Raw genomic sequence first — 24725 nt, 5'->3', positions numbered from 1 at the left:
TGTGGCTCCACCCAAGGTGCAAGCCGAAGGCCCTCTTGTTGTGAGGGGAGTCACGGCGAACCTCTCAGGTTCCGATGACAGATGGGGAGGACCGTCCCTGTCGTCGCCGCAATCCTGATCCTGGGAGCTGTGAATCATGTCCGACGCCCCGCCCACGCCACGCCGTACCGCGCTGGACGCGACCCACCGTGCGCTCGGCGCCACCATTACCGACTTCGCCGGCTGGGACATGCCGCTGCGCTACGGCAGCGAGCGCGACGAGCACACCGCGGTGCGCACCCGCGCCGGGCTCTTCGACCTCTCCCACATGGGTGAGATCACTCTCACCGGGCCCCAGGCGGCCGAGGCCCTGGACTACGCCCTGGTCGGTCATCTCTCGGCGCTGGCCGTGGGCCGCGCCCGCTACACCATGATCTGCGACATCGAGGGCGGCATCCTCGACGACCTGATCGTCTACCGCCTCGCCGAGCAGGAGTTCCTGGTCGTGGCCAACGCCTCCAACGCCCAGGTGGTGCTGGACGCGCTGACCGAGCGCGCCACCGGCTTCGAGACGGCCGTACGGGACGACCGCGACGCCTACGCGCTGATCGCCGTCCAGGGGCCCGAGTCCCCGGGGATCCTGAAGAGCCTCACCGACGCCGATCTCGACGGCCTGAAGTACTACGCGGGGCTCCCGGGCACCGTCGCGGGCGTCTCCGCGCTGATCGCCCGCACCGGCTACACGGGCGAGGACGGCTTCGAGCTGTTCGTCGCGCCGGACGACGCCGAGCGGGTCTGGCAGGCGCTGACGGAGGTGGGGGCTCCGGTGGGTCTGGTTCCCTGCGGTCTGTCCTGCCGGGACACGCTGCGGCTGGAGGCCGGGATGCCGCTGTACGGGCATGAGCTGTCCACCGACACGACGCCCTTCGACGCGGGGCTCGGCCGGGTGGTGAAGTTCGAGAAGGCCGGTGACTTCGTCGGGCGCCAGGCGCTGGAGGCCGCGGCGCGCCAGGCGGAGAGCCGGCCGCCGCGCGCGCTGGTGGGCCTGATCGCGGCCGGCCGCCGGGTGCCGCGCGCCGGATACGCCGTCGTAGCGGCGGACGGCTCGCGGATCGGCCAGGTCACCTCGGGTGCGCCCTCCCCGACGCTGGGCAAGCCGATCGCGATGGCGTACGTCGACGCGGAGCACGCGGGGCCCGGCACCGACGGTGTGTCGGTGGACATCCGCGGTACCCAGGAGCCGTACGAGGTCGTCGCGCTCCCCTTCTACCGGCGCGGGCGCTGAGCCCCGCGGTGCCCGCGGCATCGCGGCGCCGCATTCCACCCCGTCCCACCAGTCAAGACCCGTTTCCCAAGCACTCCCCCGTATCCAGGAGAATCGGACCATGAGCAACCCCCAGCAGCTGCGCTACAGCAAGGAGCACGAGTGGCTGTCGGCCGCCGACGAGGACGGCGTGTCGACCATCGGCATCACCGAATACGCGGCCAACGCGCTCGGCGATGTCGTCTATGTCCAGCTCCCGGATGTCGGTTCCGCCGTCGCCGCCGGTGAGACCTGCGGTGAGCTGGAGTCCACGAAGTCGGTCAGCGACCTGTACGCGCCCGTCTCCGGCGAGGTCACCGAGATCAACGAGGACGTGGTGAACGACCCGGCGCTGGTGAATTCCGCCCCCTTCGAGGGCGGCTGGCTGTTCAGGGTGAGGGTGACGGACGAGCCGGAGGACCTACTCTCCGCCGACGAGTACACCACCTTCGCCGGAAACTGACCCTCCTCTTCGATCGGGACCCTGATGTCGCTTCTCAACAGCTCCCTGCACGAGCTCGACCCGGATGTCGCCGCCGCCGTCGACGCCGAACTCCACCGCCAGCAGTCCACCCTGGAGATGATCGCCTCGGAGAACTTCGCTCCGGCGGCCGTCATGGAGGCCCAGGGCTCGGTCCTCACCAACAAGTACGCCGAGGGCTACCCCGGCCGCCGGTACTACGGCGGCTGTGAGCATGTCGATGTGGTCGAGCAGATCGCCATCGACCGGGTCAAGGAGCTCTTCGGCGCCGAGGCCGCCAATGTCCAGCCGCACTCGGGCGCCCAGGCCAACGCGGCCGCGATGTTCGCGCTGCTCTCCCCCGGCGACACCATCCTGGGTCTGAGCCTGGCGCACGGCGGCCATCTGACCCATGGCATGAAGATCAACTTCTCCGGCAAGCTCTACGACGTGGTCCCCTACCACGTGGACGCCGAGACCGGTCTGGTCGACATGGACGAGGTCGAGCGCCTCGCCAAGGAGCACCGCCCCAAGCTCGTGATCGCGGGCTGGTCCGCCTACCCGCGCCAGCTCGACTTCGCGGCCTTCCGCCGGATCGCGGACGAGGTCGGCGCGTACCTCATGGTCGACATGGCCCACTTCGCGGGTCTGGTCGCGGCCGGGCTGCACCCCTCGCCCGTACCGCACGCCCATGTGGTGACCACCACCACCCACAAGACCCTGGGCGGCCCGCGCGGCGGTGTGATCCTCTCCACGGCCGACCTGGCCAAGAAGATCAACTCGGCGGTCTTCCCGGGCCAGCAGGGCGGTCCGCTGGAGCATGTGATCGCGGCCAAGGCGGTCTCCTTCAAGATCGCCGCGAGCTCCGCCTTCAAGGAGCGCCAGGAGCGCACGCTCGAGGGCGCGAAGCTGCTCGCCGACCGCCTCACCCAGCCCGACGTGCGCGAGGCCGGCGTCTCCGTCCTCTCCGGCGGCACCGACGTCCACCTCGTCCTGGTCGATCTTCGCGACTCCGAGCTGGACGGCCGTCAGGCCGAGGACCGCCTGCACGAGGTCGGCATCACCGTCAACCGCAACGCCATCCCGAACGACCCGCGGCCCCCGATGGTCACCTCGGGTCTGCGGATCGGCACCCCGGCGCTGGCCACGCGCGGCTTCACCGCGGAGGACTTCCGCGAGGTCGCCGACATCATCGCCGAGACCCTCAAGCCGTCGTACGACGCCGAGTCGCTGAAGGCCCGGGTCACGACGCTGGCCGACAAGCACCCGCTCTACCCGCATCTGGGCAAGTAACCGGCGCCGGCCGCGGGGGGCGCCGGCCCCGGCGCCCCCCGCACCGCACCACCCCGCACCCCGCACGCCCCCGTGCAGCGAAGGAGTTCACCCGGTGGCCATCTCCGTCTTCGACCTCTTCTCGATCGGCATCGGTCCCTCCAGCTCTCATACGGTCGGCCCGATGCGGGCGGCGCGGATGTTCGTCCGCCGGCTGAAGAACGAGGGTCTGCTGGCCCACACCTCCTCCGTACGCGCCGAGCTCTTCGGCTCGCTCGGCGCCACCGGCCATGGCCACGGCACCCCGAAGGCCGTCCTGCTGGGCCTGGAGGGCCACTCCCCGCGCACCGTCGACGTCGAGGCGGCCGACGGCGAGGTGGAACGTATCCGCACCACCAAGCGGCTGCGGCTGCTCGGCGCCGAGATCGGCGCCGGCCAGGAGATCGACTTCGATGAGCCGTCCCAGCTGATCCTGCACCGCCGCCGCTCCCTGCCGTACCACGCCAACGGGATGACACTGCTGGCCTACGACGCCGACGGCCATCCGCTGCTGGAGAAGACGTACTACTCGGTCGGCGGCGGCTTCGTGGTCGACGAGGACGCGGTCGGCGAGGACCGCATCAAGCTCGACGACACCGTCCTCGCCCACCCCTTCCGCACCGGCGACGAGCTGCTGCGGCTCTCCCGCGAGACGGGCCTGTCCATCTCGGCCCTCATGCTGGAGAACGAGAAGGCGTGGCGCACGGAAGCGGAGATCCGCGCGGGCCTGCTGGAGATCTGGCAGGTCATGCAGTCCTGCGTAACCCGCGGCCTGTCCCAGGAGGGCATCCTGCCCGGCGGCCTCAAGGTCCGCCGCCGCGCCGCCACCGCCGCCCGCGCCCTGCGCTCCGACGGCGACGCGACCGCCCGCGCGATGGAGTGGATCACCCTTTACGCCATGGCCGTCAACGAGGAGAACGCGGCCGGTGGCCGCGTCGTCACCGCCCCCACCAACGGCGCGGCCGGCATCATCCCCGCCGTCCTCCACTACTACACCCACTTCGTGCCCGGCGCCGGCGAGGACGGCGTGGTCCGCTTCCTCCTCGCCGCGGGCGCCATCGGCATGCTCTTCAAGGAGAACGCCTCCATCTCCGGCGCCGAGGTCGGCTGCCAGGGCGAGGTCGGCTCCGCCTGCTCCATGGCCGCCGGCGGCCTCGCCGAGGTCCTGGGCGGCTCCCCCGAACAGGTCGAGAACGCCGCCGAGATCGGCATGGAGCACAACCTCGGCCTCACCTGCGACCCCGTAGGCGGCCTCGTCCAGATCCCCTGCATCGAGCGCAACGGCATGGCCGCGGTCAAGGCGGTCACCGCCGCCCGCATGGCACTGCGCGGCGACGGCCGCCACCATGTCTCCCTCGACAAGGTCATCAAGACCATGAAGGAGACGGGCGCCGACATGAAAGTCAAGTACAAGGAGACGGCGCGGGGCGGGCTCGCGGTGAACGTCATCGAGTGCTGACGGAACCAGCGCTGACCAGGTGATTCGCGTCTTTCAGCTCTGTCACGGACTTCCTCGTCTGTACGGCGGAATGTCCCTGGGAAGTCCCTCTGACAGAGCCGAAAGTCCCTGAAAAGTCCCTGGGATGCCCCTGCGGGACCCCGCGGTTGCGCGGCCCGACTCGCGTGCATCGGCCCCGTGTCCTGCTCGCCCATGACTCGTCGATCAGGCGGGTCGACAGCGACGGCCCCGGTCCAACTCGGGTGGCCCGTGACTACACGAGTGCTCACGACTAAGACGCACCGCGCCATCGCCTACGCATTACGAGCCCGATAGGGGTCATGCTGGGTTGTGCCGCGCGGTCGTACCAGATCCGTCTTCCCAGATCAGAACGCATGTCGCGGTCCCGCTGCTCGCACCGCGTGTTGCCCTGTCCAAAGGCGTCCGCGCTCCCCTGCCGCCCAGCAATGGAGAATACCTACACGAGTCACTCGCCTCATCAACATGCTGGCCTGGTTTGTCAAGTCTGCACAGGCGAGACGGCACAGGTCCGCGCCGTTGGGGCCGGCGGCGGCCACACGGTCGGTGCGGATGACAGTGCCGTCCAGGTTGAGGTGGGTGGTGCCGAGCCGTTCGCGGACTGAACCGTTCCATCGGCCACGTCACCGTGCTGGAACGAGTCCACGCCTCGGCGCGCCGAACCGACTCCGGTGAACTCGTCCACGCAGCCGGTCCAGCCCCAGCGGCCGTTCGCCTTGGCGTAGTCGGCCCCCGAGGTGCAGGTGTCGACGAACGCGCTGCCGATCTTGTCCAGCGCCGGTTCCAACGGGATGAATTCAGTGCCCGGCAGTTCGGCGGTCCAGCAGCTCTCGTCGCCGCTGCCGGGGATCCACCAGCAGGTACCGGCCGGGTCATAACGGTTCGTCGGACTGTTGCCGATGTACACGTAGGAGGATTCGGCCGGGGTGTTCTGTCCCGGCTTCAAGGGGTCCTTGGCGGTGAAGCGGCCCTGTGCGGGGTCGTAGTTCCGGGTCCGCATGTTGTCGCCGAGAGCGTCGGCGAGGGTGGTATCCTCGCCGCCGACGGGCTCCTTTGCCCGGCTTCGACTGCTTCGCGTCGTCCTTCACCGCCGCGCGCCTTCCTGGGCCCACTGCGTCAGCGCCGCGTCGTGCCTTTCGCATTCCAGGCCCAATCGGTCAGTGACGGCATGTGATTTCAGCTTTCGACCTGGGTGTGCGGGCGGGTCGCCACCTGCTGGAGGCATGCGGGTGCTGTGTCCTGGGGCGTCCGCGCGGTCGGGCCGGACCACTCCGGTCCGGCCCGATCTGGGAAGAAGAGCGTTTCAGCCTCTACCAGCGATACCAGCGGCTCTTTCGCCCGGCGGTTCCTGTGGAGCGCACCACGAAGCCGAGCAGCCAGACGACCAGAACGATGACTGCGATCCACCACAATGCTTTCAGAGCGAATCCGGCACCGAAAAGGAGCAGAGCGAGAAGCAGGACAAGGAGCAGGGGAACCATGATTATCAACCTCCGAGGGCCGAGTACCCCCCTGTGAACGCGCCATGCACGCTATTCCCGGGCTCCATCGGCGCTCCTCCGGACCAAATTTCGCTTGTGCACGACCTGTTGGATCATCGATGCGGCAGTTACGCCGTGGGGGCCTCGGCCGAGGCGAGACGGGGCGCCGGTCGGACGCTTCTTCCGGGGCACCCCGATGAAGCGCAGTCCCCGGTACAGGCGGTGAAGGACGTAAGGCATGGCGGATATCCCTTCGTCAGAATGCTGAAAGCGTTTGAGGCGCACGGCTATCGCCTTCCCTGCGGCTGATGCCCTATGCGCGGTGGATACTGTGGCCTGCGATCGCGCTGATGCGCAACCAACTCCGGGCGGCAGGGAAGCATTCGGCGTCGCCTCACACCGAAGTCTGACAGGTATTGGCCGATGTCACCCAGCACAGCAAGTACCAAACTGCGGCCACCAGTACGGCTGTTCATGCCCGGCAGGTCGGCGGCCATGGTTCGGATCGCCCGCGTCAGAAAGATTCATATCGGCTTCCACACCCGTCCGCAGTGCCTTCACCGAGTGGCCCCCAACGGAGCCCACTACCAAGGGCTACGCCGTGACAAGCCCGCCCGCGACGTCGTGCGCCATGGAGCAGGCACTCGCGTCCGCGCGGCCGGCACATGCCGAGAATGAGTGCGTCCGCACAGCGAATGCTGCGGGCGCTGGCCCCCGCCCCCGGGGGCCGGTGCGGGTTGATGCCGGTCAGGGCAGGCGATGCTAGGGCAGGGGTGTACCGCCGGTGGCGTTGAGGATCTCGGCGGTGACGTAGCTGGCCTGCTGTGATGCCAGGAAAACGTAGGCGGGTGCCATCTCAGCGGGCTGGGCCGGGCGCCCCAGGGGGCTTGGGCCGCCGAATTTCGAGGTGTCCGGCAAGGTGGCCGGGATGAGAGGTGTCCACACGGGGCCGGGGGCCACGGCGTTTACCCGGATGCCGCGTTCCGCCAGGTTGCCGGCGAGGCCCTGGGTGAAGGTCACGATGGCGCCCTTGGACGTGGCGTAGTCCAGCAGGTGAGGGCTGGGCTTGTATGCCTGCACCGACGTGGTGTTGATGATGCTGCCGCCTTCCGGGATATGCGGCAGGGACATCTTGCAGAGCCAGAACATGCCGTACAGATTCGTGCGCATCACGCGGTCGAACTGCTCGGTGGTGATTGCTTCCAGTCCCCGCTGACTTCGACGAGCTTGTCACCAAGCTGAAGACAGAGGTCACGAGCCACGTCCGTGATGAGGAGCAGAACCTCTTTGTCCAGCTGCGGCAGGCTTGCGACGCGGATGAGCTGCACGAGCTGGGAGAAAAGGTCCGGCGCGCGAAGAAGACCGCCCCCACTCGGCCGCACCCCAGCGCCCCGGACACGCCGCCGAGTAACAAGATCCTCGCCCCCGGCGCAGGGCTGGTGGACCGAGCCCGCGACTTCGTCACCGGACGCGGAAAATAACGGAGACCCGCGTTGCGTGGCCGCCCCGTCCAGCGTCGGAACCGCGTCCCGCACGGTAAACAAGGAACGCGCTCGGTCGGGAGAGGCGAAGTCCGCGAGCAAGACTTCGACGCAGGACCGGAACTCCGCGCCGCAGCGAGGCGGCGAGCGTTCGCACCGCGGCCCCAAGAGCCCGACCCGCGACCAGCTGTACAACGAGGCCAAGCACCGTGGTATCGAGGGCCGCTCGACCATGAACAAGCAGCAGCTGGCCAAGGCACTTGGCCGCTGACGGGGACCCCGCCGCCCCCCGTTGCAACTGGCGTACGGCGCGTTGATGGACAAAGCCGCCGGCGTTGAGGGGAAAGGCTCAGGGACGGCTGGTCGGCCCGTGCTCAGGCCCGGGACCTGAAGGGTGCGCCGCTCCAGCTCGGTGCCACCGTCGTGGTGATCCGTGTGACGGTGGGTTTCCGGGGCACCGAACCGAACCCGAAGCGCAAAGGCGGTTCGACCGGCGCCATTACGCCGAGGTCATCGCCTTCAAAGACCGCCGAAACCGCGCCGATCGGTCTCAGATCCCGCGCACCGTACCATTCACGGCGCCCGGCGCCGGTGCTGCCGCGGGTCCGCACTCCGGTCAGCAGCAGGCGGGCGGGGAAGTCCATCAAGGCGCTCCAGGCAGGACGGCGGGCGAGTGCGCCGGGCACAGCACGTAGCGCAAGTCCCACGGGTCCTCGTCGACCGGTGGTGAAGCACACGTCCAGTGACCCGGCCTTGATGGTCCAGGTGCCCGCCTCGACGCTCACGCGGACCGGGACGATGCCCACCGTGTCGAAGGTGTAGGTGCGGGCGATGAAGTCCGCCGTCTCCCGCGTGGGAGCCAACAGCAGCCGTTCCCCGTTCGCTCGCTCGATCATCACGTCGCTGAACGGCCCGAACGGCGATCGCTTCCAGTGTCCCAGTACGATGCGCGCCCCGGAGGAGGTGCCCGTGCCCGCGATCCATCCTTCGAAGCGCAGCCGCGCGGGGCGGGTGGCCTTGCCGTGTTTTCGGCTCATGCTCGCTCCCGTTGCATGTCCTCGGACAGTGCCAGCTGTGCAACGGGCTCAGGTACTATCCGCCGGGGCCGCCCAAGGCCCGACGGGCCGGGGGACGCCGAGACGCACATGCCTGACGCCTCGCGAGAAGTGCACCACGGGCTCGGCGAGGGGCGGGGGAAGGCCCGCCGCGGTGGTCAGCGTCTCCTCAAGCACGTCAACAGTGGCATCGGACAACGGCCAGGGCTCGTGCTCGACAGGCGTCTCCCAGAGCGCGCCGAGTCGGCGCGTGTACGCCCGCCAGCGCGAGGTCAGCCATATGTCCCGATCGGTCGGCGTCATCGGCTCGCCACGGCGGACAACCAGGCGGTACGACGGCGTACCGCCCCACCGGGAGCCGACGTATGAGATGGAATCGCCCTTCGGGGAGACACTCAGTCTGCCCGGGTTGTACGGTGCGCCGACGGCACGGGCTCCCACCATCAACGGGCAGGCCACCTCGATGGACAAGAACCAGAGCCCGTCCCGCCCGTCCGGACGCCGGACGTAGGTCCGCAGATTGGTCTCCGCGAACGTCGGAGGCCCCGGCACGGCCGCGGGTATGCCGGGGGGACGCACGTCCGCCATGACAAAGGGCGTGAGACTCACCCATGCCGCACCCTCGTACTCGTCCACGACCAGCCCCTCGGGCACCAGAGCCTGGAGCTGATCCGGACGGAAGGGCCAATGCACGAACGCTTGAGTCAGCCAGCCGGCCCGCAACGCGGGAACACGAACCCGCTGCTCCGATCCATACGCCACCATAAAGGGCGAGTCCCCACCCATCGCCTGCGGAAACGTGCAGAGAGCAAGAGCAAGGGGAACACCCCGCCCCCATCCGACCAGCTGGGTACGCCGAGGGTGTCCGAGGGCGGTTACTCAGAGCCTTCTCACGACCTCTTGCGCAGCCGTCGGGCTGCGGTGAAGGCCGCGAACAACAAGCCCGCGGCCCAGGCCAGCAGCCTCCTGGCGCCATGACCGACGGTGCCACCGAGCAGGTCGCGCGACCGGTCATACCCGCTCAGCGGCACGCCCAGGACGGCGTTGCCCGGAGGGCGCCGCGGGACGACGGGGTGCGGGTGGGTGGGGGCTGTCAGACGTGCGGCTTCCCAGACCGCTCCGAGCCGGCGCAGCCGGGCCGCGTCCATCGTCTCCTGCAGCCGCGGTAGCAGCAGGTCTTCTTCGTCGCGGATGTCCTGACGGATCAGGCCGAAGGCGCGCTCGATCCTTTCCTCACGCACGGGATCGCCCTGGGGCATGCGCTCGACCTCGGCGACCAGGTCGTTGATCTCCTGGTGCTCCTCCTCCACGCGGCAGGTGAGCTCTTCTCCGTCCGCCACACTGCGCCTGACCACCGGCCACAGCACGGTCTCCTCGGCGAAGGCGTGGCTGAAGACAAGCTGGACGAGCTCCTTCAGCACACGTTGCCGATCGTCGCCTCCAGCAAGGGCGTAGCGGTCCATCAGTTGGTCGATCTCAGCATGGTCGCGCCGCTGCCGCGCCAGGACACTCCCTTTTCCGCCCAACTGCCCGACGGTCTGTTCCTTGATGGCTTTGATCATGCGCTTCTCCGTTCAGGCTCGGAAGGCCAGTGGCAGCGGCCGGCCCCTGGCGACCTTGGCCGGTCGCTGGCCGGGTAACCCCGGCACGAAGAAACAAGCGGGCCACATACCCCTGTTCCGGGCCGCGAGACGTGCCTCGGCGCCATCTGCGGGTACTCGTGGTGGATGATGCTGATGACCCCTCCGAGGGTGTACGCGCCGCAGCATGACACGTGGCTGCTGACCGAGGCGCTGCACCGGGAGAACGTCACCGAGGACACCGCCGTCCTGGACATTCCGGCCGGGTCCCCGCGGGCATCACCCGAGGCGACACGGTCTCCAGCTGGATGAACCCCACCTCCGTTGTCAGCGGGGCTCTCGCGGTGGGAACCGCCGCCTACCTCGCTGCGGTCTACCTCACCCGAGACGCCCAGCGAGCCGGTGATATGCCGCTGACCGAGGCGTTCCGCCGCCGCGCCCTCGTCACGGGCCTCGTCGTCGGGGTCCTGTCCGCCGCAGGGCTCGTCGTCTCTGCATGTCGACGCGCCCGAGCTGTACTCCGAACTCACCTCCGGCAGCGCCCTGCCTCTGCTGATCCTCTTGTGGCGTCGGGGCTGGTCTCGCTCGGCCTGTTGAGGTGGGGCCAACGTTTTCTGGCCGTGCGGCTGACAGCCGCCCTGGCCGTCGCCGGCCTGCTATGGGGCTGGGGCATCGCCCAGTACCCCCGCCTGCTGCCCGGCGCCACACTCCAGAACGCCTTTGCCACCGACACCGTCCTGTCGGCCGGCCTGGTCTCCCTCGCAGCCGGAGCCGTTCTCCTGCTGCCGTCCCTGTGGTGGCTGTACTCCACCTTCCAGCGCGCCCATCCTCGACCGGCCACCCAGGCGGACCAGCCGACCGGCGGAGACAGACACACATGACGGCGCTTGATTCGGGACGGCACGGTATCGAAGTGAGACCCCCTGGCCGACTCAGGCTGCGTGGGCGCACAGCTGCCCGTCGTCATGCCGGCGCGTCCCACGGCTCGAACAGAGCCTCGGCCACCGGGTAAGCACGCAATGCCTTCCCGTGGCCACCTGGGCGGCGACGGGACGGTTTTGAGTACCCGGGGCGGCAACGGCCACGGGGGCCGGCACCCGACACGCTCGACGGCCGCTCGCGATGGCCATGTGCCGCGGCGGGGGCGCACGGAACGGGGCGTGGCAGAGGGGGACCGCGTTCGCTGACGTTGATGGCGTCACTGATGCCGCGATGCCGACGGAGTGTTTCTCCCCTGTGCCTGGCGGGCGCTGCCTTGGAGCTGTCGGCCGTCGGTGTCCGTCCGGATGGCGGCGTGACGTGTCCGGGGCCGGGTGGGTGTGCGGCCATCTGGCGGGTACCCGGCTCTCAGCGGGACACCCGGACCCCAGAAGCAGGAGGCGATCATGACCGACCGGACGCACACCACCATGGAGTCCCACCCGGACATCCTGGACATGCGGGAGCGCCACGCCCGGGCCGAGCGGGCTGCATCGACCCAGCAGGGACAGGCCGTTGAAGCGCTGGCCCTCATCACCGGCCTGTACCTGGCCGCGTCGCCATGGATCGCGGGCTTCAATGGCTTCAGCACCCTGACCGTGAACAACCTGATCACCGGCATCGCCTACGCGCTGCTGCTGAGCGGCTTCGGGCTCGCCTACGAGCGCACGCACGCCAGGGCGTGGGCTGCCGCCCTGCTCGGGGTCTGGACCATCGTCGCGCCGTGGGTAGTGGCCGGTAACGTGGATACCACACGCACCGTGGTCAACAACATCATCATCGGCGTCATCGCGCTGCTGCTCGCACTCGCTGCCAGCGCGGCCGCGAGCGACACCGACCGGGGCGGCCACAGCCGCACCGCCCGGACGGCTCGCTGATGTGGGGCCTGCGACGCCGCCGCCAGCCCGACGCACCGGCGTCATATTCGTCCGTGCCCACGTCTGCAGCGGACTGGGCCGGAAGACGTGGGCATACCGGACCTATCCGTGCGCCGTCCTGATCGGCCCGCGTGTATAGGTCTTCCGCGTCCCAGTACCGCTCGGTGTGTCCTTCATTCCAGCCAGTGACATGCGAAGGACGGCGTGGGAGTGCGGTCGGCGGCCCTGGCGGGATGCTTGTCAGAGAGCGATAATTCGAGGGAACTCGGGCGGTGACACTGTAGCCGCCACGAGGCAGTGAGGGTTGTGATGGCAGGGCGGGGATGGCGGGGACGTCATCGACGAACTGGCCACCGACCACCGCGAGGTCGACGTCCTTTTTGACGAGATCCAGGCCGTCACTCGGAAAATTCCGAACGGAAGCGACCGCCTGACCACTGGTCATCGAAGTGGTGCGCCATTCAGCCGCCGAGGAACAGCACCTCTCCCTGCCGTTCGCCGCCACCTGGAGGGAGGGGACCAGATCGCCGACAAGGAGATCGCCGACCCTTCGCGGCAAATAGCGGGAGCCGCTCGCGCCTCGCGACGTGCCCCGTGCCAGTTCCGGGATCGCGCCATGCTCGGGGCGAATAGGGAAAGAGAGGCAGGACAGTGCCGGCAGGATCCAGCCGTAAGCGTGAACGGCAGTACGAACACATCAAGGAAGGCGCGGAGAAGCGCGGTACGTCCACCGGCCGTGCCAAGGAAATCGCGGCCCGCACCGTCAATAAGGAACGCGCTCGTTCGGGAGAGGCAAAGTCCGCCAGCAAGACTTCGACGCAGGACAGGAAGTCCGCGCCGCAGCGAGGCGGCGAGCGTTCCCACCGGGGCCCTGAGGGTCCGACCCGCGATCAGCTTTACAACGAGGCGAAGCAGCGTGGCATCGAGGGCCGCTCGAACATGAACAAGCAACAGCTGGCCAAGGCACTCGGCCGCTGACTGGAACGGTACCGCCCTTGCGGGGGCGGTGCCGCGGTGTAAACGCGAGCAGGGTTGCCCTCGTCGACATCCCTCCCGCCCTGCGGCCCCGCCCCTGGACCCGGGGCCTGCTGGAAGCAGGGTCTACCGATCGGGAGCGGGGTGCCCCGCACGCTGCTGGGAGGAATCCACCGGGGAGAGTCCGGTATGGCCCCTCGTCCCCCTGAACTTCGAATGCCTTCGCGTTCGCCAGTCTTCTGGGCTCCGCCGACAGGCGGAATGTGTCAAATAATCGCATTTTCGGCGTCTGGGCCGGGTACGGAAGATATTCCCGTCGCCTCGTAGGAGCCTGTATGCCGTTCAACCCGTTGGAGCAGCGCGGAATCCCGCTTGACCGCCAACTGCGCACCTGGCGTGAGCTGGATGTTGCCCCGATCGACCCGGATCACTGCGACCCCTATACGCGGTGCCGGATCATCGCGATGAACGGGATCGAGGTCGAGGCGATTCTGTTCAGCCACCAGATGGCTCGCCACTGCCGGGACCAGGAAGTGAAGCGGCAGCTGGCCCGTACCCGCTCTATCGAGGCGCAGCAGCAGAAGGTGGTGAACTGGCTTCTGCCCGGGGTGGCCTCGGTGCTGGAGACGACGATCGCCTACGAGCAGGTGGCGGTGGATCTGACGGCGTGGGTGGCCCGTATGGAGCCCGATCCGTATCTCACGCAGGCATACCAGTTCGGTGTGCTGGAAGATTTTGATCACCTGTACCGGTACGCGAACCTGTACGAGATGATCGAGCACCGGAAGGCGGAGGAGATCGTCCAGGGTCTGACCGAGGTCATGCCCGGCCGTCCGACAAGGTTCCACCACCGCGATCCGGTGGACAACGTCCGCGAGCCCTACGACCGGAACCACACCGACCCGCTGTCCAAGCTCCACGCGCTGACGATCATGTCGGCGGAGCAGCAGACCATGAACTTCTACATGAACGTCGGCCCGCAGTACATGGAGCCGATCGCCAGACAGCTCTACCAGGAGATCGGGCTCATCGAGGAGGAGCACGTCACCCACTACGAGTCCCTGGTCGACCCGGGCGAGACCTGGTGGGAGCAACTGGTCAACCACGAGTACAACGAGTGCTACCTCTACTACTCCTTCATGGAGCAGGAACCGGACCCCAAGGTGAAGGCCGTGTGGGAGCTGCACCTGAACATGGAGCTGGAGCACCTGCGCATCGCCTGCGACCTCATGCGCCGAAACGACGGCCGCGAGCCCGAAGAGGTCGTCGCCCCGGAGCTGCCGAACGTGCTCACCTTCGAGCCCAACAAGGCGTACCTCCGTGAGCTGCTGGACACCCAGATGGACCTCACGACCCTCGGCACCGGTTACGTACGCGAGGCCCATGAGCGGTTCGAGGCCATGCAGGCCCAGCTCAACGACGGCGACCAGCCGCCGAGCGAGCGCGTGATGGAGCAGCACCGCGAGATGTTCGGCCGGGAATACCGGCTGTCCGAGGGCGAACACCCGGTGCGGTCCCTGCGCTCACGCGACTGACCCGGCTGCCCCGCTCAAGGGAGGACATGGTGAAAGATCAGACTCACGACGCCGCCGCCGACGTCCAGGACGACGTGGTGGCGCTGCTGATGCGCCAACACGGCGACATCCGCAATCTCTTCGACGAGGTGGAGCGGACCACGGGCGAGGAGCGACAGGATGCCTTCCGCCGCCTGGTCCGCATGCTGGCGGTCCACGAAACGGCGGAGGAGGAAGTCGTCCACCCCGTGGCGCGCCGGACCTTCGACGGCGGCGATCAGCTGGTCGAGGACCGGCTGCGGGAGGAAAAGCAGGCCAAGGAGAAGCTGAGCCGACTCGATGAGATGGGCACGGAAAACCCCCAGTTCCTGCCCATGCTCCTCCAGCTGCGCACCGAGGTCATGGAACACGCCCGCTCCGAGGAGCGCTACGAGTTCGCTCAGCTGCGGCGACGGACCGATCCCGGGCAGCTGGCCACCATGGCCAAAGCCGTCAAAACCGCCGAGGCCATGGCTCCCACCCACCCGCACCCGGGAGTGGAGACGGCAGCGAAGAACGTCGCACTCGGTCCGATGGCGGCCATGATCGATCGGACCCGCGACACCGTCCGCAAGGCCATGGGCAAGGACCGCTGACGAGGCAGGCGCCACCGCTCATGGCGAGGACGATGCGACCGTCCTCACCATCACACCGCGCCCACGGGGTCGCTGTGCAGACGATCAAGAAGTTGCCGATGGTGCAGATCTATGACCGGTGCCATCAGATCCGGGTGGCGCAGCAGCGGGGTCGCCCGCCGGTCGTACGCGTCGGGAGTCGTCAGCCGGCGGAAGTCGACCGGTGATGCGGCAGCGTGTTCGCAGCCCGCGAGCGCCGCTACGGCCGCATCGGCCAGAGCGGGAGAGGTGAGCAGGCTTGCCGCCCAGCTCGCCACGACCTCGTCCACCCAGGTACGCCAGGCGTAGTCCGCCTCGGCCACCTCACGCGGATCTCCACCCAGAAGCCAGTCCAACCGGGCAGAGCCGCCCGGCCCCGCCATCGCCACCAGCGCGGCGTCCACCGCCGTCGGATACCGCAGCCAGGCAGCAAGCAGACGTCACCCGCTGCGGAGGCATCACCGTCTGGCTGCGCGCGGCCGCCGTAGCCGAAGGACTGGGCCTCCAGATCTCCGGACACTGTGCCCCTCATCTCCACGCCCACGCCGCCGCGGCCATCCCCAATCTCCGGCACCTTGAGTGGTTCCACGACCACGTCCGGATCGAAAACATGCTCTTCGACGGCACGCTCGACCCCTCCGGCGGAAACATTCGACCCGGCGCGTCCGGTGAACCCGGCCACGGGCTCACCTTCCGGCACAACCAGGCCGCGCGACACCGCAAGGCATGACACCGACGACGCGGGACACGACCGTGCCCGGCCGCCGGACTGTCGTAGCGCAGTATCACAATGTTCTGAGCGCGAAGGGCGCCCAGGTGACATGGTGTCGCGACGTCTCGCCGGTTCGGAGCTGGGGAGAGAATGGCGCTTGGGCGCAAGGAGGCAGGATGGATTCGCCGGTGCTGGCTTTCAACTTCCTACCGGTCGCTTTTCGGTGGAGGAGTTCGAGGGCTTCAGGAGACCGGTTCCCGGTGATGGCGCAACAGCGCCGCTATCGCGCAGCGCAGACAGCCCGCATCCGCGTCTTCCGCCCTTGCCTCCTGCGGGGGGCACGATGCCGCGCACGCCGTCGGAACGGTCCTGCCCTGCTCCGGACAGCTCGCGGGCGGGGTCGCGATCAGCGTTTTGAGGTCCTGCAGAAGCCGTTCGGTCCGCTTGGCCTGCTGGGCGAGCACCCGTACCCGGGCGCTCTGACCGCCGATCTGCCGTCGACTGGCGATCAGCTGCTCGTATTCCTCCACGGTTAGAGCAACCGCCTCACGGCCGCCGCGAGGGTGATACGGCGCGGCTGGAGACGTCTGACCACTCGGATCCCCCGCTCCTCGCCTTCGTGGTCCCCGTTCGATCGGTCGCTGCTGTGTCACATGACAGTGGTGCGATTGCGTCGGCCGCCGCCGACCTCTGGCGGAAAGGGTCTGAGGGCCTCACCGAGCTGGCGAGACAGACCCGGCCGCAGTGGACACCATATGTGGGCATCTTGATTACATCGCCTGCCACGATGTCCAGGGCTCCCCATATCACCTATTTTCGGTTCACCCAAATCGTCACTCCTTGGTGATGCTGACCCAGCAAGCAACCGAAGTGGGGTCAGCATGACCGAAGCGACAGCGCCGTGCGCGAAGCCAGCCTTTCTTACACTCCCCCGGGCGGCGCAATATTGGGCATATCCCCAAACACCCTCTATGTATGGCGACACCGCCGTCAGGACCCTCCCAGTTTCAGGATGGGCGGACGAGTGATGTATCGGATATCTGCTCTGAATGAATGGGTTGCAACCCAGGAGCGCTCAGATTCACGCTCCAACCCGGCTCTCAACCCCCTGACCCAGAAGCGCACGCGACGTACGTCACGTGCTAGGCGGTAGCCGCTGCCGGCAGAAGCAATATTTCAGCAACGCATCCGCGAACGCGGGATAAGGACGAGCGCCCGGATGCGTTCACACCAACCGATCGCCGGGGATCCCGGGTGTACCGAACGAGGAGCAGTAACCACCTTGGCTGGCTACATAGAGGACAGATGGTTGAAGAAGCGGCCCAACAAGGAGACCGGGAAGCGTGAACGAACTGCCCTATACGGGAAGGGCATGCGCTATCGCGTCAAGGGCATCCCCGGGGTCCGTCGAGTGCACTCTGCCCTGGCGCAATACAGAGGTCGCCGAGCCTCCACGGCTCCCGGTCACGAATCACGCGTGAAAATTTCTACATCTTCGAGTGCGTCAGCGGCGGCACCCGAAAGAGACTGGTCATCCCGAAGTTGCCCCACCGCCTCAACTGCCTGGGGCGAAACCTGCCGGTGAAGCCGGGCAAGGTGGCCTAGCGAGAGAGCAGCGGCCCTTCGCACGTCGGAAGCAGGGTGAGCGCTGAAGTGAATCAGCCATTGCTCCACCCATTCCCTGTCCTGAAGGCTCAAAGAGGCTGCGATCAAAGTCTCGGCAATTTCTCGCGGCTGCCCAGAGTGGAAGGTCGCTGCGGCTTCTTCCGCAGTTACCTGCCGGGGCCTCTCATACTGCATGGGATACTCCTAGCCGGGGGGGGGCTACTTAATCTTGCCTTTGGCCGTCACGAGGCCTGCCTTCCGCAGGGCACTCTGCATCTGCTGACTCAGTTCGCTCCACTTCCGGACATGACCATGATATATGCCGGTCCCATTGTGCGTTTCGTCGAATACGGCGAATTCCCCGGCCTTTGTCAACTCCCACCCGTCGCGTCGTATTCGGATTGAAGGTAATCGAGTCCTCCAGGGTGCTCTGAGGATTTGCAGGTTCAGGGGCAGTATTTCCCCTTTGTGCCTGGCCATGCTTGGGTGACGGCTCGAAAGTCAAGTTTTGCTGATCTTCATCAGCGGACTTCGAGGCATCCTCCCCCTGCTGGCGGGAGGAACTGTCAGGCGAGCTCGCGTTGCCGGCCGCGGCCATGAGGACGACGCCCAGGGCGCCGTACACGGCCGCGTGGACGGCGGCCTCCTGGGTGATGACGCCCGCCCCCACTCTGGCGCCTGCCAGAGCGAGCCCGAGCCCGCCGCCGGGCGGGATGAGAGCCGTCAGCGCGATCAGCAGGAGGGCGAAGCCGAGGTAGGCCAGGAAGTTGTTCAGCGCCTCCAGGAGGTGGAGATTGCGGATCACCGGGTCGCCCGGCCCCACACCGTCCCGCAACCTCAGCAACAGCAGCACACCCGTGACACAGCCGCCCGCCGCGGTCCAGACGCGCAAGCGGATGGTGGCCAGCACCTCGCCATGCGGCGACGCGAGGGTCGCCCGCCATGCGCGCAGCAGCAGGACGAGCTGCCAGCCAGTCCACAGCAGGCCCGCGATCCCGAAGCCCACGAGGATGTACGGGCCATTGCCCGACGCGAAGCGCTCCTGGATTTCGGCCGCGGCGGGAAAGGAGCCGACCCCCAGGAGGGCCACGGCCGGGACCATCAGCCCGAGGGAGATGAGGACGAACCACTTCCGGCGCCAGTCCCGCATGCCACGCCCCGCCGTGACCACGTCCCGTAAGCCGACGCCCCGCCAGGCGTGTTCGCGGTCCGAGGCGTCGATCTGGGCGACGCTCCAGGCGACGGTGCGGTGCAGAATTTCGGCGCCGGGATACGGTGCCCGGCCCGTCACCCCGTAGAGCAAGGACCGCCGCAGCCGGGCGAAGCGCAATGCGATCAGCGTGGACCAGGGAACGCACCAGGCCCCGTACGACGCCAGCGCGGTCAGGCCGGAACCCCCGGCTCGCTCCGCGTACAGCAGGACGCCCGGCACGACCGACTTCCCGCGCCGAAGCTGCCGCAGATCGACGGCCATGGCGACCGCTAGACACGCCAGCGGCACGACCCACAGCATCGCCTCGAACGTGTCGACCAGCGACGCGGCGTCGCGGTCGATCGGGTGCGCGGCAGCGTAGTTAGTCAGCATGTGATGGGCCGACGTGGCAGCCAGCGGTAGTGCGCCGAGCGCGCGTATCCAGCCCCTCGCACGCAGGAGGACGCCGACGCCGAGGGCAGTCAGAGCCGTGTAGACCAAGTGAGGGCTGGTAGCCGCGCTCGGGGTGAGGTCGCCCAGTTCGAGGGTGCCCTGCGGAGCGGGGAACCAGGCGGATAAGACCTGTTCGGGGCCGGGGATATAGGGGGCGCGGAGGCTGTCGGGAACGGCCCAGCCCCGGCCGGATGCGCGATCGCCCGGTCCGCGTCCAGCCCGAACCGCGCCAACGCCTCCAGCAGCCCGAACCCGGCCCCCAGTCCCGCGCCGAGCACCACATGGTCGGTGAGCCCCCACTGCCGGCGGATCTTGATATTCCACCCGATCAGCACCAGCGGCATGACCTTGATGAGCTCTTCGATGACCGGGTCGACCGTATAGCTCGCGGTCTCCACAACTTTGGTCAGCGAGTCCCCGGTCACCTCCGCGACGCTCCGCGTGTACGCGAGCTCCAGCAGCGCCGCCGCGAGGCCGCACCCGTAGACGCCGACCGCGATCGTCAGCAGTGCTGTGGAAATCCGCACCGACCGTGTCGGCGATGCCAGGATCAGCAGCTGCGCCACCCCGTACACGGTCGCGGCCACCATGAGCAACGCCACGCCCAGCCTCCCCCAAACGGCCGTTCGACTCAGATGGCGAGATTAGGACGTGGGCACGAGGGGGGCAAGGTGGCCTCAGTGGATCCGCCGCACAGACAAGGAGACCCCGCGAGGCGGCCTCACCGTCCACGTCATGGCCGTGCTGACCGGAGTGCAAGACGATCACTCCATGCTGCCGCATCACGGTTACTTTGTGCCGGTGAGGAGGGTGGCATGCTGCTGAGATTCCGCGTGGCGAACGCGTTGTCCCTACGCGACGAGCAGGAGCTCTCCTTCGTCGTTCCTCATGACGAGGACGCGGCGGCGACACGCACCGTGGAGCTGCCCGACGGCAAGTCGATCGAGGTCTATCCGCTGCTCGGCTCTCGACCCTGATCGGCCACTTCGGCAGCCTGCGGCTGCGCGGCGAGGACTTCGAGTTCCCCGACATGATCGGCGCCGCCTACGAGTATCTACTGAAGGACTTCGCCGACTCGGCGGGCAGCAAGGGCGACGTGCGCGCATGCCCTTTCCCGCACCTGGACCTCGCCGAACAACGCACATTTCTGAAGCGCTTGGACTGTGTGGATGAGCAAATCACTTTAGAAGAGGCAGGGTTGCGCAAGCTGAAGGCAACCGGACTAGGGATCGCGGACGGCCTTCTGACCGGCAACGGTACGTTTCCGTGACGTCGCGTAAGGCTGCGCCCGCGGCCCCGTTCGTCCTCAGGCGTGCGCGCGAACAAACGGGGCTGCAGCGGCACTACACCTCAGGCGGTGGGAAACTGTTCACTCCGCAGAGCAGTAGTGAACGATCCCCATGCGTCCGCCGAGAAGATCAGGGCCGCGCCTGCCGGGTTCTTGCTGTCCCGGACCGGGACGACCCCGGCGGTGGCGGCTATGCCGGGCGCGAACTCCACGCACTCACCTCCGTTACCGTTGCTGTAGCTGGACTTGACCCATTCAGCACGGGACAGGTCGAGGTCAGTCCTCATCGGGCGTACTCCTCCATCACTCTACGGATCATGGCCAACGACTCGTCGGGGTGCAGAGCGGCAGCCCGTAGCCGGTCATAGGCGGCAGTCGCGTTCGCCACCGCTTCTGTTGAATCGATCAGTTGGCCCGCCATCGCCGTGTCTGCGTAGGCGACGTTCGGCCCTTCGTCGAACGTCAGAAGCGTGAAACTCTCTGCCGCTGGGGGTGCTCCCACCGCGAACGGTAGTACCTGAAGGGTGATGTGCGGAGACTCCGCTTCCCTCAGCAGGTGGGCAAGCTGTTCGGCCATGGCCTCGGCGCCGCCCACCGCAGTTCGTAGGCATGCCTCGTTCAGGACGCACCAGAGCAGCGGAGGCGCATCCCTCTCCATCACTTCCCGCCTCCGCAGCCGCCCCTCGACCATCGGGTCGATGTTGTTCGCGCTCTCCCTGGGATGCACGGCTTGGAAGACCTCCCGTGCATACTCGGCCGTCTGCAGCATGCCCATGACGAGCGCAGCCGAGTAGTTCGAGATACCTGTCGCCTGCTGCTCCAACTGCACGTACGGCACGAACCAGTCCGGGTAACCGAACTGGCTGGCCCGCTTCCGAAGCCGCGCGAACGTACCCGGCGTCCCGAAGATCCGGTCACACGCGTCGGCGAACTCAGGACTCGCCAGCCGCTCGCCCGCCTCCACCTTGGCCACATACTGCTGCCCGTAGTTGGCCTTCAAGCCCAACTCCCGCTGGCTCAGATCCGCCTGCAACCGCCAAGTCCGCACCTCGGCTCCGAGGAACGCCGCTCCGCTGGTCGGTTCCTGACCTTCCTTCGCCTCACTCACCTGTGATTCTCCCCTCACGCCAAGCCGCTTGGTGTGCTCAACCCCCTGTTGCTCGCTGTTCCTCACCGCAACGCTGGGAGTACACACAGTGATTAAAGCCCGCAAGTGGCATCCAGGTCAGAAAGTTCCCCCGATGGTCATTCCCTCCGAACACATAAGCGAATCCGCGCGATGGGCGAACATCGCGCGACGGCTGATCTCGCGCCGTCAGCGGTCGCAACCCGCCAAGGCAAACCAATGACCCCCGACACGCCGGCCTCCCCCACCGCCGAGAACCAGGAACAGCAGTCGGGCGACGAAGGACAGCCGCAGCCCCCTCTCGCGGAGTTGTGGCGGCTCGCCGACCTGATGGGCGCGAAGGTCCGCGCACACCTCACGCGCGAGCAACGGCAGCGCGAGGCCGAAGCCCAGCAAGCAGAGGACGGCGTCCAGCCGTCCAGGCAACACCCGGAAGGTGACGCATGAACGACCCATGCCCCAAGTGCCGCCACTACGAGGTGCTGCGCGAACAAGCGAAACAGGCCGGGGACTACAGCAAGGCGACGGACTACGAGGTTCTGCGCCGCCGCCATCCCACCCACAGCGCCTACGTGCCCAGGCAATCAGGGGGACGTGGATGAGCACCGGAACCGAGAGGACGGACTGTCCGGGCCGCCCGGGGCCCGGACAGACGGCGTATGACCCGGTCAGCAGGCGGACGGGGGTGGTGCAGGCCATTCACAGCAGGGCCGAGCTGCTCTTCGACCACCAGGTAGCCGGGAACCGCGTCGCCTTCCTCCGTCCGGCCGGCGGCGGCGTCGAGTGGACGGCCGACGCCGCAGCCCTCCGCTTCCCGCCGGATGGGGAAGGGAGCGCCCGACGCCACACTCCATAATGCTGCGCGCCTGGCCGACCCCACGCGGCCCTACGGCGTGCTGGTCGTCGAGGCCACCCGGCTGACGGAGGAGTTCCGGAACACCTGCGACATCCTGCGGACCACCGCGGACGCCGTCGGGTCGGGGTGAGCGGCACGGAAAGGCCCGGACCTCTCTTCGAGGCCCGGGCCTTTCCGCGTTCACGAGGAACTGTCTGTGGTACCCGTTACCAGCGGTACCAGCGACCTCGTCCACCGCCTGCCTTCGTGGTGCGGACAACGAAGCCGAGCAGCCACAGGACAAGCACGATAACGGCGATCCACCACAGTGCCTTGAGAGCGAATCCGGCACCGAAGAGAACCAGCGCGAGCAGAAGAACGAGAAGCAGGGGAATCATGGTTATCAACCTCCAGCACCACGTGTGCCCTCCGGAACGAAGCTCACGCACTTGAATCTGCATGTTTCTCAGGGCATCCGAGGGGAACCAGGGGAAGTTTCCAAGGTCGGCCCATGGCCCCGACGTGGCACATGTTTTACATCCGGGATCTGCGGTTACCCGGGGGATGAGCACCCGCTGTCGAGACCCTAGGGATGTGAGTGCGGTGGCTGCTGACAAGAAGGCCAAGGCGAAGGCCGACGAGCTCAAGGGCAAGGCCAAGGAGGCCGTCGGGCGCGCCGTGGGCAATGAGCGGCTGACGGCCGAGGGCCGGGCCCAGCAGGCCAAGGGCGATACGCGGCAGGCGAAGGAGAAAATGAAGGACGTCTTCCGCCGCCGCTGAGGTCCCACCTCGTCATCCAAAGGCCCGCCGCACCCAGACGAAGGGTGCGGCGGGCCTCGTCGGGTCAGCGGCTGATCAGACGGTCGAAATGCGAGACGCCCGAGCATCACGCTTGCCGGCCCGGCGAACGCGACGGCCCCGCGACGGGCCCCACGACCGGCGTCACAGGGAGCTGATCGTCGACCGTAGCCTCGTCGCCATACCACGACCCCGAAGGGAAACCGCGCATTTTGCGGCTGTACAACCCCTTTCGTGAACATCGCACGCGCGACGCCGTCCCCGTTGCATAGGGTCCTGGGCCGGGCATGACAAGGGAGCACGCCCTTCTTCCCATCCTTCTCTCTCCCCCATGAGGCAGGCACCATGCTCCACGGCATCGACGTGAGTTCGCACCAGACCAGCTTCGACGCGGACGGGCTGGCGTTCGTCTTCATCAAGGCCACCGAGGGACGCTCGTACATCAACCCGAAGCAGACGTCCCAGGCGGCCCGCGCGCGCGAGGCGGGGTGCGTCGTCGGCTTCTACCACTTCCTGTGGCCCGGCAACATCGCGGCGCAGGCGCGCTACTTCGTCGAGAAGTGCGCGTCCAAGCAGCACGATCTGCTCGCCGTGGACTGGGAGACCACCGGCTCGGGCACCCGCGCCGGCAATGCCGAGAAGGACCGGTTCATCCGGGAGGTCAAGAAGCTGCGGCCCACGCACCGCGTGATGCTGTACTGCAACCGGGACTTCTGGCTCAACCACGACACCACGTCCTACGCCGGGGACGGGCTGTGGATCGCGGACTACGTGACGGCGGGCAAGCCGCGCATCAAGGCGAAGTGGCGGATCCACCAGTACACCGACCGCCCGCTCGACAAGGACGTCGCCGACTTCTCCAGCAAGGCCGCGCTCAAGGCCTGGGCCGACCCCGGCAGGGCGGCGCTCACCGTCGGGGAACCGGAGGACACCGGCTCGGAGGGCACCGCGCGGAGCCCGGAGGAGGTGCGGGAGAGCGAGGCGTAGGGCGGCCGGGCGGGGCGCTGTCAGTGGGTGCGCCTACGCTGCCCGGTATGAGCTACGCAGATCTGCGCGAACTTCGCAGCGCGCTCACCACCGCGTCCGACATCGCCTTCGCACTCGACGCCACGCCCTCCGGCCAGGAGACCGAGCTGCTCAATGACGCCTTGCGCCGGGCGCTCTCCGCGGCCGGAGCGCTCACGGCCACGCACGGTGCGACGGGCTGCGCCGAGCATCCGCGCGGGGCCGTCGATCCGCTGTACGGGGACCCGGACGATCCGCTGCCGCCCGGCTACGGCCGCTGTCTGCTGTGCAACGACCGCAGACGGCGGGCGAGCGCACAGCGGCGCGGCTGGCGCTGACGCGCCGGCGGCGCCGCCGTGCGGCCCGGTCAGCCCTTCTTGCTCTGGGCCGCCCAGAACTCGTCGAAGGTGAGCAGCCCGTCACCGTTGGAGTCATGGGCGTTGATGACGGCCTGGGCGACGGGCTCCGTGACATACGGGTCCCCCAGTTGCGCCATCACGCTCTTGTACTCGGCCGCGGTGATCTGACCGTCACCGTTGAGGTCGTACCGCTCGAACGCCTTGCGCGCCGCCTCGAAGTCCGACAC

General features: G+C 67.9%; 32 protein-coding genes and 6 pseudogenes. 23 read left to right on the top strand and 15 right to left on the bottom strand.

The window, feature by feature from the left end; genetic code table 11:
- Positions 1-136 precede the first annotated feature (136 nt).
- The 4 genes from gcvT (at position 137) to ABZS71_RS02125 (ending at position 4512) form a co-directional block, all read left to right on the top strand.
- On the top strand, positions 137-1264 hold the full coding sequence (gcvT, locus tag ABZS71_RS02140) for a glycine cleavage system aminomethyltransferase GcvT (RefSeq protein ID WP_355847680.1): 1128 nt from the start codon (positions 137-139) through the stop codon (positions 1262-1264).
- A gap of 100 nt (positions 1265-1364) precedes the next feature.
- Complete coding sequence (gene gcvH / locus ABZS71_RS02135) at positions 1365-1745, top strand: glycine cleavage system protein GcvH (RefSeq protein WP_355847677.1); 381 nt, start codon at positions 1365-1367, stop codon at positions 1743-1745.
- Between the two features lie 24 nt (positions 1746-1769).
- The gene (glyA, locus tag ABZS71_RS02130; RefSeq protein WP_356206731.1) at positions 1770-3035 is read left to right on the top strand and encodes a serine hydroxymethyltransferase; all 1266 of its coding nucleotides are present in this window, start codon (positions 1770-1772) and stop codon (positions 3033-3035) included.
- Positions 3036-3129: 94 nt separating this feature from the next.
- On the top strand, positions 3130-4512 hold the full coding sequence (locus ABZS71_RS02125) for an L-serine ammonia-lyase (protein ID WP_356206727.1): 1383 nt from the start codon (positions 3130-3132) through the stop codon (positions 4510-4512).
- Between the two features lie 892 nt (positions 4513-5404).
- Here ABZS71_RS02125 and ABZS71_RS02120 read toward each other — a convergent pair.
- From ABZS71_RS02120 to ABZS71_RS02110, 3 genes and pseudogenes are all read right to left on the bottom strand, one after another.
- Positions 5405-5530, bottom strand: a pseudogene (locus tag ABZS71_RS02120) (hypothetical protein); the annotation flags it as partial.
- Positions 5531-5840: 310 nt separating this feature from the next.
- Positions 5841-6011 carry a hydrophobic protein gene (locus ABZS71_RS02115; protein ID WP_355847668.1) on the bottom strand — a complete coding sequence of 57 codons (171 nt, stop codon included), beginning with the start codon at positions 6009-6011 and terminating at the stop codon, positions 5841-5843.
- Positions 6012-6773: 762 nt separating this feature from the next.
- Positions 6774-7220 (bottom strand): annotated as a pseudogene (locus ABZS71_RS02110) (SDR family oxidoreductase); the annotation flags it as partial.
- Positions 7221-7225: 5 nt separating this feature from the next.
- Here ABZS71_RS02110 and ABZS71_RS02105 point away from each other — a divergent pair.
- Positions 7226-7492: pseudogene (locus ABZS71_RS02105) on the top strand (hemerythrin domain-containing protein); the annotation flags it as partial.
- A 16-nt stretch (positions 7493-7508) separates the two neighbouring features.
- Positions 7509-7763, top strand: a complete 255-nt coding sequence (locus ABZS71_RS02100; protein ID WP_356206725.1) for a hypothetical protein — start codon at positions 7509-7511, stop codon at positions 7761-7763.
- A gap of 103 nt (positions 7764-7866) precedes the next feature.
- On the opposite strand, the gene ABZS71_RS02095 is transcribed toward ABZS71_RS02100, so the two are convergent.
- The 3 genes from ABZS71_RS02095 to ABZS71_RS02085 form a co-directional block, all read right to left on the bottom strand.
- Positions 7867-8529: a hypothetical protein gene (locus ABZS71_RS02095; protein ID WP_355847661.1), complete on the bottom strand. Its 663-nt coding sequence runs from the start codon at positions 8527-8529 to the stop codon at positions 7867-7869.
- A gap of 48 nt (positions 8530-8577) precedes the next feature.
- Complete coding sequence (locus ABZS71_RS02090; RefSeq protein WP_356206723.1) at positions 8578-9312, bottom strand: DUF2071 domain-containing protein; 735 nt, start codon at positions 9310-9312, stop codon at positions 8578-8580.
- A gap of 125 nt (positions 9313-9437) precedes the next feature.
- The gene (locus ABZS71_RS02085; protein ID WP_356206721.1) at positions 9438-10109 is read right to left on the bottom strand and encodes a hemerythrin domain-containing protein; all 672 of its coding nucleotides are present in this window, start codon (positions 10107-10109) and stop codon (positions 9438-9440) included.
- Positions 10110-10283: 174 nt separating this feature from the next.
- Here ABZS71_RS02085 and ABZS71_RS02080 point away from each other — a divergent pair, with 174 nt between their 5' ends.
- From ABZS71_RS02080 to ABZS71_RS02055, 6 genes are all read left to right on the top strand, one after another.
- The gene (locus tag ABZS71_RS02080) at positions 10284-10439 is read left to right on the top strand and encodes a hypothetical protein (protein ID WP_356206718.1); all 156 of its coding nucleotides are present in this window, start codon (positions 10284-10286) and stop codon (positions 10437-10439) included.
- Positions 10436-11008 (top strand): cytochrome d ubiquinol oxidase subunit II, encoded by a 573-nt coding sequence (locus ABZS71_RS02075; protein WP_356206715.1) that lies wholly within the window; start codon positions 10436-10438, stop codon positions 11006-11008. The genes ABZS71_RS02080 and ABZS71_RS02075 overlap by 4 nt, the downstream gene beginning before the upstream one ends.
- A gap of 504 nt (positions 11009-11512) precedes the next feature.
- Positions 11513-11983, top strand: a complete 471-nt coding sequence (locus ABZS71_RS02070; protein WP_355847652.1) for an SPW repeat protein — start codon at positions 11513-11515, stop codon at positions 11981-11983.
- A gap of 651 nt (positions 11984-12634) precedes the next feature.
- Positions 12635-12961 (top strand): plasmid stabilization protein, encoded by a 327-nt coding sequence (locus ABZS71_RS02065; protein WP_355847649.1) that lies wholly within the window; start codon positions 12635-12637, stop codon positions 12959-12961.
- 332 nt (positions 12962-13293) lie between these two features.
- Positions 13294-14493, top strand: coding sequence for a hypothetical protein (locus ABZS71_RS02060; protein ID WP_356206713.1), 1200 nt, complete (start codon positions 13294-13296; stop codon positions 14491-14493).
- Positions 14494-14519: 26 nt separating this feature from the next.
- Complete coding sequence (locus ABZS71_RS02055; RefSeq protein WP_356206710.1) at positions 14520-15107, top strand: hemerythrin domain-containing protein; 588 nt, start codon at positions 14520-14522, stop codon at positions 15105-15107.
- A 50-nt stretch (positions 15108-15157) separates the two neighbouring features.
- Here the strand turns inward: ABZS71_RS02055 and ABZS71_RS02050 are convergent.
- Positions 15158-15559 (bottom strand): annotated as a pseudogene (locus tag ABZS71_RS02050) (hypothetical protein); the annotation flags it as partial.
- Between ABZS71_RS02050 and ABZS71_RS02045 the strand changes: the two are divergent.
- A pseudogene (locus tag ABZS71_RS02045) lies at positions 15556-15855 on the top strand (enolase C-terminal domain-like protein); the annotation flags it as partial. The pseudogenes ABZS71_RS02050 and ABZS71_RS02045 sit on opposite strands and share 4 nt — an antisense overlap.
- Positions 15856-16079: 224 nt before the next feature.
- Here the strand turns inward: ABZS71_RS02045 and ABZS71_RS02040 are convergent.
- A complete protein-coding gene (locus ABZS71_RS02040) occupies positions 16080-16367 on the bottom strand; it encodes a hypothetical protein (RefSeq protein WP_355847641.1) in 288 nt (95 codons plus the stop codon).
- A 371-nt stretch (positions 16368-16738) separates the two neighbouring features.
- Between ABZS71_RS02040 and ABZS71_RS02035 the strand changes: the two genes are divergently transcribed.
- Both ABZS71_RS02035 and ABZS71_RS02030 read left to right on the top strand, forming a co-directional pair.
- Positions 16739-16990 carry a helix-turn-helix domain-containing protein gene (locus ABZS71_RS02035; protein ID WP_356206708.1) on the top strand — a complete coding sequence of 84 codons (252 nt, stop codon included), beginning with the start codon at positions 16739-16741 and terminating at the stop codon, positions 16988-16990.
- A 129-nt stretch (positions 16991-17119) separates the two neighbouring features.
- A pseudogene (locus ABZS71_RS02030) lies at positions 17120-17245 on the top strand (site-specific integrase); the annotation flags it as partial.
- A gap of 56 nt (positions 17246-17301) precedes the next feature.
- On the opposite strand, the gene ABZS71_RS02025 reads toward ABZS71_RS02030, so the two are convergent.
- The 3 genes from ABZS71_RS02025 to ABZS71_RS02015 are packed head-to-tail and all read right to left on the bottom strand — an operon-like array spanning position 17302 to position 19689.
- Positions 17302-17637 carry a hypothetical protein gene (locus tag ABZS71_RS02025; protein WP_356206886.1) on the bottom strand — a complete coding sequence of 112 codons (336 nt, stop codon included), beginning with the start codon at positions 17635-17637 and terminating at the stop codon, positions 17302-17304.
- 28 nt (positions 17638-17665) lie between these two features.
- Positions 17666-19135, bottom strand: coding sequence for a hypothetical protein (locus ABZS71_RS02020; protein WP_356206705.1), 1470 nt, complete (start codon positions 19133-19135; stop codon positions 17666-17668).
- On the bottom strand, positions 19117-19689 hold the full coding sequence (locus ABZS71_RS02015) for a PrsW family glutamic-type intramembrane protease (RefSeq protein ID WP_356206703.1): 573 nt from the start codon (positions 19687-19689) through the stop codon (positions 19117-19119). The genes ABZS71_RS02020 and ABZS71_RS02015 overlap by 19 nt, the downstream gene beginning before the upstream one ends.
- Before the next feature lie 213 nt (positions 19690-19902).
- Between ABZS71_RS02015 and ABZS71_RS02010 the strand changes: the two genes are divergently transcribed.
- Both ABZS71_RS02010 and ABZS71_RS02005 read left to right on the top strand, forming a co-directional pair.
- Positions 19903-20064: a hypothetical protein gene (locus tag ABZS71_RS02010; RefSeq protein ID WP_356206701.1), complete on the top strand. Its 162-nt coding sequence runs from the start codon at positions 19903-19905 to the stop codon at positions 20062-20064.
- Positions 20065-20117: 53 nt separating this feature from the next.
- Entirely contained in the window at positions 20118-20357 is a 240-nt protein-coding gene (locus ABZS71_RS02005) for a hypothetical protein (RefSeq protein ID WP_356206699.1), read from the top strand.
- A gap of 80 nt (positions 20358-20437) precedes the next feature.
- Here ABZS71_RS02005 and ABZS71_RS02000 read toward each other — a convergent pair whose 3' ends face one another.
- On the bottom strand, positions 20438-20662 hold the full coding sequence (locus ABZS71_RS02000) for a DUF397 domain-containing protein (protein ID WP_356206697.1): 225 nt from the start codon (positions 20660-20662) through the stop codon (positions 20438-20440).
- On the bottom strand, positions 20659-21483 hold the full coding sequence (locus ABZS71_RS01995; RefSeq protein ID WP_356206695.1) for a helix-turn-helix transcriptional regulator: 825 nt from the start codon (positions 21481-21483) through the stop codon (positions 20659-20661). Before ABZS71_RS01995 ends, ABZS71_RS02000 begins: the two co-directional genes overlap by 4 nt.
- A 237-nt stretch (positions 21484-21720) precedes the next feature.
- Between ABZS71_RS01995 and ABZS71_RS01990 the strand changes: the two genes are divergently transcribed.
- The 3 genes from ABZS71_RS01990 to ABZS71_RS01980 all read left to right on the top strand — a co-directional run bounded on the left by ABZS71_RS01990 (position 21721) and on the right by ABZS71_RS01980 (position 22487).
- On the top strand, positions 21721-21948 hold the full coding sequence (locus ABZS71_RS01990; protein WP_355846788.1) for a hypothetical protein: 228 nt from the start codon (positions 21721-21723) through the stop codon (positions 21946-21948).
- Positions 21945-22103 carry a hypothetical protein gene (locus tag ABZS71_RS01985; protein WP_355846785.1) on the top strand — a complete coding sequence of 53 codons (159 nt, stop codon included), beginning with the start codon at positions 21945-21947 and terminating at the stop codon, positions 22101-22103. Before ABZS71_RS01990 ends, ABZS71_RS01985 begins: the two co-directional genes overlap by 4 nt.
- A gap of 219 nt (positions 22104-22322) precedes the next feature.
- A complete protein-coding gene (locus ABZS71_RS01980; RefSeq protein WP_355846836.1) occupies positions 22323-22487 on the top strand; it encodes a hypothetical protein in 165 nt (54 codons plus the stop codon).
- 76 nt (positions 22488-22563) lie between these two features.
- Here ABZS71_RS01980 and ABZS71_RS01975 read toward each other — a convergent pair whose 3' ends face one another.
- Positions 22564-22734: a hydrophobic protein gene (locus ABZS71_RS01975; protein ID WP_355846782.1), complete on the bottom strand. Its 171-nt coding sequence runs from the start codon at positions 22732-22734 to the stop codon at positions 22564-22566.
- Between the two features lie 205 nt (positions 22735-22939).
- On the opposite strand from ABZS71_RS01975, the gene ABZS71_RS01970 reads away from it, so the two are divergent.
- From ABZS71_RS01970 to ABZS71_RS01960, 3 genes are all read left to right on the top strand, one after another.
- Positions 22940-23116, top strand: coding sequence for a CsbD family protein (locus ABZS71_RS01970; protein WP_355846779.1), 177 nt, complete (start codon positions 22940-22942; stop codon positions 23114-23116).
- 363 nt (positions 23117-23479) lie between these two features.
- Complete coding sequence (locus tag ABZS71_RS01965) at positions 23480-24121, top strand: glycoside hydrolase family 25 protein (protein WP_356206692.1); 642 nt, start codon at positions 23480-23482, stop codon at positions 24119-24121.
- A 47-nt stretch (positions 24122-24168) separates the two neighbouring features.
- Positions 24169-24477, top strand: a complete 309-nt coding sequence (locus ABZS71_RS01960) for a hypothetical protein (protein WP_356206689.1) — start codon at positions 24169-24171, stop codon at positions 24475-24477.
- Positions 24478-24506: 29 nt separating this feature from the next.
- Here the strand turns inward: ABZS71_RS01960 and ABZS71_RS01955 are convergent, their stop codons facing one another.
- Positions 24507-24725 (bottom strand): EF-hand domain-containing protein, encoded by a 219-nt coding sequence (locus ABZS71_RS01955; RefSeq protein WP_356206686.1) that lies wholly within the window; start codon positions 24723-24725, stop codon positions 24507-24509.

Origin of the sequence: Streptomyces sp. NPDC005393 (assembly GCF_040606675.1) — a bacterium.
GTDB lineage: Bacteria > Actinomycetota > Actinomycetes > Streptomycetales > Streptomycetaceae > Streptomyces.
The sequence above is the reverse complement of the archived record's forward strand: the minus strand, read 5'-3'. Positions and strand labels throughout refer to the sequence as shown.